Origin of the sequence: Polaromonas sp. YR568, from assembly GCF_900116715.1 — a bacterium.
Lineage (GTDB): Bacteria > Pseudomonadota > Gammaproteobacteria > Burkholderiales > Burkholderiaceae_C > Polaromonas.
Window position 1 is genome coordinate 61,106 of record NZ_FPBM01000003.1, and the last position, 12,103, is coordinate 73,208.

General features: G+C 64.1%; 10 protein-coding genes. 3 read left to right on the top strand and 7 right to left on the bottom strand.

Annotated elements, in window-relative coordinates:
* Positions 1 to 6: 6 nt before the first annotated feature.
* The 4 genes from BM408_RS07760 to BM408_RS07780 all read right to left on the bottom strand — a co-directional run bounded on the left by BM408_RS07760 (position 7) and on the right by BM408_RS07780 (position 5,489).
* A complete protein-coding gene (locus BM408_RS07760; RefSeq protein ID WP_092128682.1) occupies positions 7 to 828 on the bottom strand; it encodes an NUDIX hydrolase in 822 nt (273 codons plus the stop codon).
* A 732-nt stretch (positions 829 to 1,560) separates the two neighbouring features.
* Positions 1,561 to 2,931 carry a DUF1501 domain-containing protein gene (locus BM408_RS07770; RefSeq protein WP_092128684.1) on the bottom strand — a complete coding sequence of 457 codons (1,371 nt, stop codon included), beginning with the start codon at positions 2,929 to 2,931 and terminating at the stop codon, positions 1,561 to 1,563.
* 18 nt (positions 2,932 to 2,949) lie between these two features.
* Complete coding sequence (locus tag BM408_RS07775) at positions 2,950 to 4,401, bottom strand: DUF1800 domain-containing protein (protein WP_092128685.1); 1,452 nt, start codon at positions 4,399 to 4,401, stop codon at positions 2,950 to 2,952.
* 92 nt (positions 4,402 to 4,493) lie between these two features.
* On the bottom strand, positions 4,494 to 5,489 hold the full coding sequence (locus tag BM408_RS07780) for a quinone oxidoreductase family protein (RefSeq protein ID WP_092128687.1): 996 nt from the start codon (positions 5,487 to 5,489) through the stop codon (positions 4,494 to 4,496).
* A 134-nt stretch (positions 5,490 to 5,623) separates the two neighbouring features.
* Here BM408_RS07780 and BM408_RS07785 point away from each other — a divergent pair, with 134 nt between their 5' ends.
* The 3 genes from BM408_RS07785 to BM408_RS07795 all read left to right on the top strand — a co-directional run bounded on the left by BM408_RS07785 (position 5,624) and on the right by BM408_RS07795 (position 9,117).
* Positions 5,624 to 6,523, top strand: a complete 900-nt coding sequence (locus BM408_RS07785; RefSeq protein ID WP_092128689.1) for a DMT family transporter — start codon at positions 5,624 to 5,626, stop codon at positions 6,521 to 6,523.
* 348 nt (positions 6,524 to 6,871) lie between these two features.
* Positions 6,872 to 7,108: a hypothetical protein gene (locus tag BM408_RS07790; protein ID WP_092128691.1), complete on the top strand. Its 237-nt coding sequence runs from the start codon at positions 6,872 to 6,874 to the stop codon at positions 7,106 to 7,108.
* Positions 7,109 to 7,125: 17 nt separating this feature from the next.
* On the top strand, positions 7,126 to 9,117 hold the full coding sequence (locus BM408_RS07795; RefSeq protein ID WP_254774738.1) for an AAA family ATPase: 1,992 nt from the start codon (positions 7,126 to 7,128) through the stop codon (positions 9,115 to 9,117).
* Between the two features lie 120 nt (positions 9,118 to 9,237).
* Here BM408_RS07795 and BM408_RS07800 read toward each other — a convergent pair whose 3' ends face one another.
* Genes BM408_RS07800 through BM408_RS07810 form a run of 3 tightly spaced genes read right to left on the bottom strand, consistent with a single transcriptional unit; the run spans position 9,238 to position 12,087 of the window.
* Complete coding sequence (locus BM408_RS07800) at positions 9,238 to 10,104, bottom strand: ABC transporter permease (RefSeq protein WP_254774739.1); 867 nt, start codon at positions 10,102 to 10,104, stop codon at positions 9,238 to 9,240.
* Entirely contained in the window at positions 10,101 to 10,991 is an 891-nt protein-coding gene (locus tag BM408_RS07805; RefSeq protein ID WP_371326997.1) for an ABC transporter permease, read from the bottom strand. Before BM408_RS07805 ends, BM408_RS07800 begins: the two co-directional genes overlap by 4 nt.
* A 1-nt stretch (position 10,992) precedes the next feature.
* Positions 10,993 to 12,087 (bottom strand): ABC transporter ATP-binding protein, encoded by a 1,095-nt coding sequence (locus BM408_RS07810; protein WP_092128695.1) that lies wholly within the window; start codon positions 12,085 to 12,087, stop codon positions 10,993 to 10,995.
* Between the last annotated feature and the right edge of the window lie 16 nt (positions 12,088 to 12,103).

The window sequence follows — 12,103 nt, forward strand, 5'->3', positions numbered from 1 at the left end:
CTACCCTCAGGCCGTCAGCCCCATGGCGTCGGCAAAAATCAGCGCGGCCTCGGTCGTGAACTCGCCGCGCTGCATGGCGTCGATCAAATCCGCGGCCTGCATCAAACGGAACTGCTCAACCTCGCCATCCTGGTTGTCGGGCGTCATGCCTTCAGGCACGGTGCACACATACCAGTCGATGTCTTCCACCACATAACCCGCGCCATTGCCGTCAGTGGCCGGCCGCCGCGTCGTCAGGCGCCCGCCGTAACGCATGCCCTGCAGTTCCGCCACATGCAGGCCGGCTTCTTCCCAGGTTTCGCGCACCAGCGCCGTTTCCACCGTATCCGCCGCCGACACCATGCCGCCCATCAGCGTGTCCCACAGCCCCGGGTCGTTGGATTTGTTGAAAGCGCGCTGCTGCACCCAAAAGCGGCCGTCAGGCGCCTGGCCCACCAGATGCACCGCCAGCGTGGTGATACCCAGCGGCCGCACGGCGGCGCGCTCCACCGTCCCCTTGCGGTGGCCGAACTGGTCAGGCACCGCGAGCTGCTCATTGCGCCACGCGCCCGCCAGCCCCGCTTCATGCAGCGCCACGGCAATCTGGTTCAGGCTGGTTGTCACATCACCCATCAGGCGCCAGCCCAGGCGTTCGGGGTGTTCTTCTTTCAGGAGAGGGTGGTGGGCGTCGGCTAGCGGCTGGAGGGCGATCTGGTGCAGAAAACCGGGTTCGACCGAACCTATGACGGATTCGCCGGCCCATAGCGGTACGCGCGGGCGTAGCGGCGGCACGATTGCTCCCGCGCGGAGGGTGCGTAGCCATTGGGGGTCGTAAGTGGGGTTTGGCATGGTTCTTGGGGCTGTTGGCGGCAGTTTACTTCGGGGGTCTCGTTGTGGGGGTGTTCTCTGCTGAGGGTTGCTGGCCGGGTCTTGCTTCCGGCGGCGCGCTCTCTGCTGAGGCTGCTGGCCGGGAGTGGCCCGGCGGCCAGTAACTTTCTTTTGCTTCGCCAAAAGAAAGTCACCAAAGAAAAGGCGACCCGCAGTCTGGGTCCCTCCGCTTCGCTGCGGGCAACCTGCGGTGCTCGAGCCAAGCGGGGTCAAAAACAACTCGCTGCGCTCAAACAAGTTTTTGCCCTGATCCGCTTGTCTCTGCGCTCCTCGGCCCAGCCAGGACGGGGCAATCGGGAGCGGGAACGGGGACAAATACCAAAGACAAATACCAACAAGGACTCGCCGTGGCGAGTCCTTGTTTCTTCAGGTATTCGGTATTGGTATTCGGCAGTTTGGTATTTGGCTGTTCGGTATTCCTGTTCCCACCCCCTTCTGTATGCGCCGAGGAGCGGAGGTCCAGACGGACAAGGGCAAAAACTTGTTTGAGCCGCAGGCGAGTTGTTTTTGACCCCGTCTGGACCGAGCACCGCAGGTTGCCCGCAGCGAAGCGGAGGGACGCAGACAGTAGGGTCGCCTTTCTTTTGCTTACTTTTCTTTGGCGAAGCAAAGAAAAGTGAGTCGCCGCCGGGCGACCCCGGCCAGCAGCTCTCAGCAGCGAGCACAAGAGGCCGGAGCAAGACCGAACCTCAATCAGGTCTTAAGAAACACCCCATCAAGCCTCTTATCCCACTTCGCCCCCGGCAACACATCCGCCAACTGCGAATCCCCAAACGCAAAAGCGCCTCTCAGCACCTGCGCCAGCACAGCGCGATAGTCATGATGCGCAGGAAGATCCCGCCCTTCATTAAGCTGCGAAAGACCACTCCACTGCCCATGCCAGCGCCCGCCGGCAACCCGGCTCCCCATCAGCCACATCGCATTGCCAAACCCATGATCCGTGCCGCGCGTGCCGTTCTCCGCGCTGGTGCGGCCGAACTCGCTCATCACCACGACCACATCGCCGAGCTCGGAAAAATCCTGGCGCAGCTGCGCAATGCCGCGCGCCAGGTTGCCCAGATTGTTGGCAAGCTGACCGGTCACAGCCCCCTGGTTGGCATGCGTGTCCCAGCCGCCAGCTGACAAAAAACCCAGGCGCAGTTTGCGGTCGTTGCGCATCAGGGTGCCCAGGTGCTGAGCATCGAGCTGCAGGCCCACCGGGTCGGCCGCGCCGTTGCTGGCTGCGAGCATTTGTGCTTTCAGGGCCTGGGCATTGGCGGGTGCGCCGTCGCGGTCCAGGCTTTTTTCGGCCATGCGCCTGGCGTCTTCCGCCATCTTTTCTGTCCTGGCGGTTCTTTGCTCGGTGAGTTCCTGAGCGCTCTGCATGCGGCTGCCGGCGCCTTGGCGGAAGGCTTCGCTGACCTTGTCGTCGCCGGCGTACAAGTCCATCAGCGCCTGGCGCGTCCTGTCGTTGGCGAGCACGCCGGTGCGCTCGGCGGACTGGCCGCGCGGGATCAGCCGCACAGCGGAGGCCTGGCCGGCCAGTATGGCGGGATTGGCTTCGCCGACGCCCAGCGCGACCGCGCTTGTTGATGCGGTCTTGCCAATACCTGCGGTGGTATTAAGCCAGCCCGGCGCGCTGCTGGTCTTGCCGCCTTGCGCAATTTCCATCTGGTACTGCGCGTCGAAGTGCGATCGGTTGGGCGCGGGCAGGCCGGCCGCCGGCACAAAGCCCAACACGCCTTGCTGCCACAGCGGCATCAGCGGAGCCAGCGCGGGATGCAGCGCAAACGTCCTGTCGAGCTTGAGAGCGGTTTGCGCCGTGCCGTCGGGCGCCGCGATCGCGATGTTGGGGCGAAGCGCGTAGTAGTCCTTGTCGGCATAGGGCACAAAGGCCGACAGGCCGTCATAAGCGCCGCGCAGGAAAACGACGATGAGGCGCCCCCCATCCAGGCCTGGGCGGCCTGCGGGCACAGCCTGCGCCCATACACCGGGCGCGGCCAGCGACAGGGCGGACAGCGCACCCAAGCCAAGCAGGCGCCGCCGTTGCGGCAAATTCAGCGATGAGAAATGGGATGAATCCATAGCAATCCTCGTACCGGTTTATTTGCGCATGAAGTCAGGGCTCGCCAACATCAAGCCCGCGCGCAGCTGCGCCGGCTCCTGCGCGATGCGCTCACGTGTCGCCACGCTGAAAAATGCATTGAGGTACGCCGGCTCGGCCATGCGCTGCGTCAGGCCCATGGCGTAGTCGGCGCGGCGCGTCAGCGCTTCGGGCGCCAGCCAGGTAGCGGCGTCGGTCTTGTAGCCGTCGGGCGTTTGCCAGCCGTGCATGGGCTGGCCGGCCTGCGCGAGAAAGCCCAGGGTCTGCACGATGTCGCGGCGCTCTTTCACGCCGCCGCTGGCCGTGAGCGCCGAGCAGGCGAAGTCCAGCGGGGTCTTGAACAGCTGGTTGTCTTTGGCCCAGAACTCCGGCGACTCGATCAGGGTGCGCATCACCGCCCGTATGTCACCCTGGGTGGAGGTGAAGGTGGCGGCCAGCCTGTCGATCAGCGCGGCCGGCGGTTTGTCGGCCACAAAAAAGCTGGCGAGCCGTGTGGACACGCGCCGCGCCGTCTCGGGCCGGCGCGCGAGGTAGCGTATAGCCTCTTCGCCCTCGGTCACGCTCTCATTGCCGAAGGTGCGGCCCAGCACGACCTTGCCCTCCTTGTCGTGCAGGCGCTCGGCAAAACGAAAGCCTTCGCCGTCCTTGAGGTTGACCGTCCAGCCGGTGAGGACGCGCGCCAGTTCGTGCACGTCTTTTTGGGTGTAGCCGCTGTTCACGCCCAGCGTGTGCAGCTCCATCAGCTCGCGCGCGTAGTTTTCATTAAGGCCGCGGCTGTTGCTTTGCGCCTGGTCCAGGTAGAACAGCATGGCCGGGTGCTTTGCGCTGGCCAGCAGCAGGTCTTCAAAGCGGCCCAGCGCGTTGGCGCGAATCACGTTGACCACATAGTGGCCGACAAAAGGGCGCACCGGGCCCTTGCCGACAAACACATTGAGGTGGTTGAACCAGAACTCGGTCATGCGCGCGAGCAGCGGGTTCTCCAGCGCCGGGTCGCTGCACGACATCAGCCGCCAGGCGGCCGCGTCCTGCGCCATGTCGCGGCTGAATTTCTCGCCGCCGGCAGCTGCGGCAGCCGGCGCGCCGGGTTTGGCCGTCTCGCGCATGGTCTTGCGCGATTCGCGTTCGGCCTGAAAGCCGCGCACGATGCTGCCCAGCGGTGCATTGATGCCGGCGAGTTCGGCGGGAAGTGCGGGAGGCCGCTTGCTGGCGGCATAGGCTACATCCAGCTGCTGCAACGCCCAGGCGCGGGGTGACGCCGCGGCGGCCTGCGCTGAATCCGGCGTGGGCGCATAGCCCAGGCGCGAGGTGGCTCGCCAGGTGGCGGCCAGATTGGCCGGGGGTTGTGCGGCATCGGTCTGGGCCTGTGCTGCCGGGCCGGCCAGGCACGCCACGAGGACGGATAAGCTCGGTAAGGCCGCCAGCCTGCGGGCCGTGGAGTTCACTGTGGGCATGGTTGTCTCCTAGCCCTTTGTAACGCATCCCTTGCGGCTTGCGTTGAATGCGGCCGGCAGCTTTACACAGCTTTAACGCCCCGGGGCAGCGCTCAAACCGTCAGAACGGTGCATCCGGTGGTCTTGCGCGCCTCCAGCGCGCGGTGCGCCTCGGCCACATCAGCCAGCGAAAAATGCTGGTCAATCGGGATGTAGAGCTTGCCGCTGGTGAGCATGCCGAACAGCTCGTCGGCCATTTCCTGGGTGGTCTCACGCGTGGCGATGTGGGTGAAAAGCGTCGGCCTTGACACATACAGCGAGCCCTTGGCGGCCAGCACCCCGATGTCCAGCGGCGGCGTTTTGCCCGAGGCATTGCCGAAATTGGCCAGCAGGCCGAAAGGCCGCAGGCAGTCCAATGACTTCATAAAGGTGTCTTTACCCACCGAGTCGTACACCACCTTGACGCCCTTGCCGCCGGTGATCTCTTTCACGCGGGCCACGAAGTCTTCTTTTGCGTAATTGATGGCGAAGGCCGCGCCCTGCGACAGGGCCAGCGCGCACTTTTCATCGGAGCCCGCCGTGCCTATGAGTTGCAGGCCCATGGCCTTGGCCCACTGGCAGGCGATCAGGCCCACGCCACCGGCCGCCGCATGAAACAGCACATGGTCACCGGGCTGCAGGCCGCCTTGCGGCTGCGTGCGGCGCAGCAGGTATTGCGCGGTCAGGCCCTTGAGCATCATGGCCGCGCCGGTCTCAAAGGAGATGACATCCGGCAGCTTGCACACGCTCTTGGCCGGCATTACGCGCAGCTCGCAATAACTGCCCGGAGGCTGGCTGGCGTAGGCGGCGCGGTCGCCCGGCTTCAGGTGCGTGACGCCCTCACCCACGGCTTCGATGACGCCCGATCCCTCCATGCCGAGCTGCAGCGGCATGGCAAACGGGTAGACGCCGCTGCGCTGGTAGATGTCGATGTAGTTCAGGCCTATGGCCTTGTGGCGGATGCGGATCTCACCGGGCCCCGGCTCGCCCACCGTCACGTCTACCAGCATGAGTTCTTCGGGGCCGCCGTGCTGGTTGATGCGGACGGCTTTGGAGGGGAAGGAGGCCATGAGTGTGTTCCTTGCAGGTTGGTGAGGGCTGTGAGTGCCCGACATGGTGCCATGAATCGCAATGGGCCGCAGGCGCTGAGGGTTGAAGCCTGCCGTGCCGCAGGAAAACGGCATCGCTTGGTAAAGTCACCGCCATGACCCAACGCCTCACGCCCGCCACCGCCTCGCTGCTGGTGATTCCGCCTATGCTCTGGGCCGGCAATGCCGTGGTCGGCCGCCTGGTCACCGGCCTGGTGCCGCCCATGACGCTCAATTTCATGCGCTGGGCGCTGGCCTTTGTGATTCTTCTGCCGCTGGCATGGCGCGTGTTGAAACCGGACAGCAGCCTGTGGCCGCTCTGGCGGCGCTTTGCGGTGCTGGGCCTGCTGGGCGTGGGCTGCTACAACGCGCTGCAATACCTGGCGCTGAAGACCTCGGCCCCGCTCAACGTCACGCTGGTGGCCTCCAGTGTGCCGATCTGGATGCTGATCGTGGGTGCGCTGTTTTTTGGCCAGCCCGTTTCGAAACGCCAGATCGCCGGCGCCGTGCTATCGATTGCCGGCGTGCTGGTGGTGCTGTCGCGCGGCCAGTGGGAGCTCTTGATGCAGGTGCACCTGGTGCCCGGCGATCTGTATGTGCTGCTGGCCACGCTGGCCTGGGCGTTTTACAGCTGGCTGCTCTCGCAACCCAAAGAGCCGAAAGAGATCCGCGGCGACTGGGCCGCCTTTTTGCTCGCGCAAATCGTGTTCGGCCTGGCCTGGTCGGGTGCGTTTGCCGCCGGTGAATGGACCTTGACGGACGCGCACATCAGCTGGGGCTGGCCGTTGGCAGCAGCCTTGCTATATGTGGCCGTCGGGCCCGCAGTGATCGCCTACCGCTGCTGGGGCATGGGCGTGCAACGCGTGGGGCCTGCGATTGCGGGCTTCTTTTCCAACCTCACGCCGCTGTTCGCCGCGCTGTTGTCGGCAGCCTTCCTCGGCGAGCTTCCGAACCTTTATCACGCGGTGGCCTTTGTGCTGATCGTGGGCGGCATCGTGGTGTCGTCACGGCGCTAAGGCAATCAACAACACCAACCGCATTGCGCGGCAATGGTTTGATTTTCACCACACCTTGCGAAAAACCATCGCATAAAACTTGCCAAGCTTGCACGGGCTCTTCAGAATCCGTTCCTTGCTTTGAGCCGCTGCGCAACGAATAACCTTGCGCAGTCAACCCTTGAAGCCACCAAGACCATGACTTTGTTCACTCACACCTGACGCACCGTCCACTGCCCCCGGCTGGATGTGGTGCCAACCATACCCAGCCCTGCGGGCAGTCGGTGCCGCGCCTTCACGTGTGAAGCGCGCTCCGCAAACCCCAGGCTGATTTTTTCGCCGGGGTTTTTGCTTTTTCGGAGCGTGCACATGAGTGCCAAAACTTTTTCCCGTGACTTTGCCGCCGGCAAGGTCAAGCATTTGCGGCGCATGAAGCAGCCGCTGGCTTTGACCGTGCAGCTGCCAGCCCCGCGCAACCCCGTGGTGCAGGCGCTAGCTCGCCGTGCCATCACGTCCGGCGCGGGCAAACATATTCGCAGCACCGGCGCCAACCGCCGTGCTGAAACCGTGGCCTTGCACAAGGCCCTCAAAAAATTGATTGATTGACTGACATGAAGAACGATATGACAACCGAGACGGCGGCCGCGACCCGCGTGCCGCCGGAGCTCATGCGCGAACGCAGCGCCCATCTGGCTGCGGTGGCTGCGGAGCTGAAGACCGAACTGTTCGGTATTGACGACATCATCGACCGGGTGATCGAGTCGATCCGCGCCTGGTATGTGCTGCCGCATATCATCCGCCGCCCGGTGATTGTGTGCCTGTGGGGCCTGACCGGCACCGGCAAGACCCAGCTCACGCGCAGCCTGGCGCAAAAGCTGGGCTTTTACGACCGCTTTGTCGAAGTGCAGATGGACGGCTTCAGCAACGGCAGCAGCTGGCGCAGCGCCGATTCCATCAGCGCCATGCTGGCAGAATCCGGCGTCGCCGAGAGCGAGCCCGGCATTCTGGTGCTGGACGAGTTTCAGCGCTTTCGCACCGTCGACGAAAAAGGCAAGGACTTCGCCGTCAAACGCTACCAGGACGTCTGGCAACTGCTGTCCGACGGGCGCCTGCCGCCGTCGCTGTCTTTCCTGCAGGAACTGGAGTCGTCTCTGGCGTATTCGCAATACGAGCATGAACGCGAACACCCGGATGAAGACAAACCTGCCGCGGACGCCACCCAGCCCAAAAAGCTGAAGTTCAAGCTCTCACCCTATCAGGCCCAGGAGTTCAAGCAAAGCCTCAAGCTCAAGGAGCCGCTGCAGGAAGTGATGACCTGGACGCCCCAGCAACTGCAGGAGCGCATGCTGGAGTTCAGGGCATCGACCGACTCGTGGGAGACGGATTACAGCCGCCTGCTCATCATCGTTTCGGGCAACCTGGATGAGATGTACGAAGGCACCGCCAGCCGTGTGGAAGACTGCGACACCGACGCCGACATCTTTCATGCCATGACGAAGAAGCTCTCCGTCATCGACGTCAAGAAGGCACTGGGAGAGCGCTTCAAGCCCGAGCAGATTGCACGGCTGGGCAACAACCATGTGATCTACCCGTCGCTAAGCCAGGCCACGTATGAGCGGCTGATCCGCAGCACCTGCGGCAAATATGCCGATGAAATGCTGGCGAGCGCCGGTCTGGACTTTGTGCTGCATGAGTCAGTGTACGAAGGCATTTATGCCAATGCGGTGTTTCCGGCCCAGGGCACACGCCCGCTGTTCTCGTCTATCCATGCCATCCTGAGTGCGCCGCTGGTCAATGCCGCGCTGTGGGCGATTGAGCGTGGCATGCCGGAAGGCACCACGCTGCACGTCAGGCTGGATGCGGCCACGCAATCGCTGCGCGTCAGTTGCGGTGTCGACGGTGAAGGCCCCGGCATCGCCTACCCGGTGCCGCTGGACCTCAACCAGCTCAAGCAGCGCGCCAGTCCGGACTTCCGGGCGCTGCTGGCCGTGCATGAAGCCGGCCACGGTCTGGTCTATGGCCGCCTGTTTGGCCATGCGCCGCAGGAGGTCAAGATCAATGTGGCGTCTTTCGAGGGCGGCTACAACAGCTATGTGCGTATGAAGGCCGAATCACGGCAAAGCTGCCTGGACCGCATCTGCGTGGGCCTGGCCGGCCGCGCCGCCGAGGCCCTGGTGTTCGGCGACGATGCCTGCACCACCGGCAGCGAAAGCGACTTCAAGAACGCCACGGCTCTCGCGGCGCGTTTTGTGCGCCACTTCGGCTTCGGCAACCGGCTCAGCCGCACTGACGTGGCCGATGAAACGGAGGAAAACCTCAACACCGACGTCGAGCCGACCAATGCCGAGATCGAAGCCCTGCTGGCAGAGGCCTATGCACGCGCGCAGGAGATCCTTAAAGCCGATTCGGCCCTGCTGCTGCGCATCGTCGACGAACTGCTGGCGGATGGCCAGGTGAGCAAGGAAAAAATGGCCGACCTGCTGGGGGTGACCATCGCGAAAGAAGAGCAAATGCTTGCGCCTTATGCGGAGCAGCTTCAGGTCTTTGGCCTGCAGCACGAGCTGATGCGGCGGGTTGGCAACGCGCCAGTGCCTTGCGAAGAGTCGCTGGTGTAAGCCGGGTCACCGATTGCTCAGGCAAAAAAATGCACGGAGAGCAGCCCAGCTGCTTTCCGTGCCCAATTTTCCACCAACGGAAAATCTTTTCAGGCGCTTTTCAGCCTCATGTCCGGCTCGTCAGGCTTTGCCCGGGTGCTCCTTCACGCGACTCACCAGCTGCGTGGGGTTGACGAAGCGCAGCGCGATCAGCAGCCACAGCACCGTGATCGCCATGTAAATCATCGCCATCGCGTCCACCGACTGCCCGGCGCGCACGCCGGCGGCAAACACCGCGTAATAGAGCGCCACCACCAGCGTCTGCGTATCCGGCCCGGCCACCAGAAAGGTCAGCTCGAACATCGCCACCGTACGCACCAGCACCAGCAGGCCCGCCGCCAGCACACCGGGCGCCAGCAACGGCACCAGGGTGTAGAGAAACATCTGCCGTGTGTTGGCGCCGAAAACGCGCGCGGCCGACTCGATGTTGGTGTCCACCTGTTCGATGAAAGGCGTCATCACCAGGATCACGAAGGGCAGCGCAGGAATCATGTTGGCGATGATCACGCCCGGCAGCGTGCCGGCCAGGTGCAGCTGGTACATCACCGTAGCCAGCGGAATACCGTAGGTAATCGGCGGCACCATCAGCGGCAGCAGAAAGAGCAGCGTGAGCAGCTTCTTGCCGCGAAAGTCTTTGCGCGCCAGCGTGTAGGCAGCAGGCACGCCAATCAGCAGCGACAAAAACACCACCGAGAACACCACCACCACGGTGACCACCAGCACATGGCCGAGCTGGAACTCCTTCCAGGCCGAGACATACCAGCTGAGGGTGTAGGCCTCAGGCAGCCAGGTGCCCAGCCAGCGCGTGGCGACCGAGTTGGTAGCGACGGCGAGGATCATCATGCCGACGTTGACCAGGAAGAAGGCGATCAGCCCCCAGACCAGCGCGCGCCAGGCGCGGTCGCGCAGCGGGTCTTTCTCATGCATCTGTGTGTGGGTCGCGCTCATCCCTTGCCTCCCGCCACCGGGCCGCGGTAGAAGAAGGACCGCAAACCCAGCGCCGCCACGACGATGGCCAGCTGGACCAGGCCCATGATCATGGCGACGGCCGAGGCCAGCGAATAGTCGTATTGCTCAAAGGCCGCCTCATACGCGGCAATCGCGATCACCCGCGTGGTGCCGGCCGGGGAACCCAGCAGCACGGCCGAAGGAAAGACCGAGAAGGCCTGCACAAAACACAGACAGAAAGCCATGACCAGCCCCGGCGTGAGCAGCGGCAGGTAGATGTGGCGAAAGCGGTTCCAGCCGTCGGCCCCCAGCGTGGCGGCGGCGCGCGGCAGGGCCGGGTCTATGCCGGTGATGTAGGAGAGGATCAGCAGATACGCAAACGGAAAGCCGGTGATGATCAGCGAGATCAGCACGCCCCAGTAGTTGTGCGTGAGGCGTATCGAGCCCTCATACAGATGCAGCCAGCGCAGCGACTGCGCCAGCCAGCCCTGCGGGCCGAAGTAGGTCAGCATGCCTTCGGCAATCAGCACCGTGCCCAGGGTCAGCGGCACCACCAGCAGGGTCGACAGCAAACGCTGGTAAGGGCCCTTGCTGCGCGTGGCGTAGGCAATGCCGAGCGCGCAGGCGATGTTGATGACAGTGGCCGGCAGCGCCAGCTGCATGGTGTTGCCGATCGTCTTCCAGAGGTCTTGTGTCTGGAAGAAATGGATGTAGTTCTCAAACACCCCGCCCTGCTGCGGCTGGAAAGACAGCAGCAGACCGTAAGCAAAGGGGTAGACAAAGAACATCACCATCAGCGCGGCGGCAGGCGCCACCAGCATGACGGCAGGGTCAAAGGGCGGGCGCCGTGCGGCGCCTTGTGGCGGCGGCAGGGTCATGGCGCTCATTTCAGGCTTCCTCTGCGTAGACCAGCACGCGCTCGGGCGGAGCCGACAGCATGACGTGGTCGCCCGGCGTGACGACGCGTGATGAACGGACGTAAAGCAAGTCATCAAATGCCGTCTTCACTTGCAGCAACCATTCGCGGCCACCGTATTCGGCGGTTTCGACCACACCGGCAAAAGCCTGCGGGCCGTCGCCGATGATCAGCTCGTCGGGCCGTATCGCTGCCATCGCCGGGCCGGCCTGCAGCGTGTGCATGGCGGTGCCGGCCAGGTTTACGCCATCGGGACCTTCCAGTGTGAGGCCTGCGCCATTGGCCTGGGCCACCCGCACCGGCAGCACATTGCGGTAACCCATAAAGCGCGCAATATCCAGCGTTGCCGGCCGCGCAAAGACTTCCTGCGGCGTGCCGATCTGCTGCACCACACCCAGCTTCATCACCACAATGCGGTCGGCCATGGCCAGGGCTTCGTCCTGGTCATGCGTCACGTAGACGGTGGAGCAACCCTGGGCGCGGTGGATGCGGCGTATCTCGGAACGCATTTCAATGCGCAGCTTGGCGTCCAGGTTGGACAAGGGCTCGTCCATCAGGATCAGCGGCGGCTCGATCACGATGGCACGCGCAATGGCCACGCGCTGCTGCTGTCCGCCCGAGAGTTGCCCGGGTAGCTTGCCGGCATGTGCCTGCAGCTGCACGGTGTCCAGCGCAGCGGCAACGCGCTGGTCGATCTCGGACGCGGGCACGCCGCGCATCTTCAGGCCAAAACCCACATTGCGGCTGACCGACAGATGCGGAAAGAGCGCGTAGTTCTGGAACACCATGCCGAAGCCGCGCTTCTCGGGCGGCAGGGTGTCTATGCGCCGCTCGTCCAGCCAGATGCTGCCGTCCGACAGCGGCATCAGGCCGGCCATGCAGTTAAGCGCGGTCGACTTGCCGCAACCCGAGGGGCCGAGCAGCGCGATGAATTCGCCGCGCTCTATGGTCAGCGAGAGTTTTTCGAGCGCGTGGGCGCCGCCGAAGCTGCGGCTCACGCCGTCCAGGCGCAACTGCCTGAACTCGTTTTTCGCCGCGGGCCGTCCCGCGGTGTTGGGCATCACCATGTCAAAACCTTTTACG

Coding starts and splice junctions, on each gene's coding strand:
- BM408_RS07795 (WP_254774738.1), top strand. CDS start 7,126: ATGACAACCGAGACGGCGGCCGCGACCCGCGTGCCGCCGGAGCTCATG.
- BM408_RS07780 (WP_092128687.1), bottom strand. CDS start 5,489: ATGGCCTCCTTCCCCTCCAAAGCCGTCCGCATCAACCAGCACGGCGGC.
- BM408_RS07760 (WP_092128682.1), bottom strand. CDS start 828: ATGCCAAACCCCACTTACGACCCCCAATGGCTACGCACCCTCCGCGCG.
- BM408_RS07775 (WP_092128685.1), bottom strand. CDS start 4,401: ATGCCCACAGTGAACTCCACGGCCCGCAGGCTGGCGGCCTTACCGAGC.
- BM408_RS07810 (WP_092128695.1), bottom strand. CDS start 12,087: ATGGTGATGCCCAACACCGCGGGACGGCCCGCGGCGAAAAACGAGTTC.
- BM408_RS07770 (WP_092128684.1), bottom strand. CDS start 2,931: ATGGATTCATCCCATTTCTCATCGCTGAATTTGCCGCAACGGCGGCGC.
- BM408_RS07790 (WP_092128691.1), top strand. CDS start 6,872: ATGAGTGCCAAAACTTTTTCCCGTGACTTTGCCGCCGGCAAGGTCAAG.
- BM408_RS07785 (WP_092128689.1), top strand. CDS start 5,624: ATGACCCAACGCCTCACGCCCGCCACCGCCTCGCTGCTGGTGATTCCG.
- BM408_RS07800 (WP_254774739.1), bottom strand. CDS start 10,104: ATGAGCGCGACCCACACACAGATGCATGAGAAAGACCCGCTGCGCGAC.
- BM408_RS07805 (WP_371326997.1), bottom strand. CDS start 10,991: ATGAGCGCCATGACCCTGCCGCCGCCACAAGGCGCCGCACGGCGCCCG.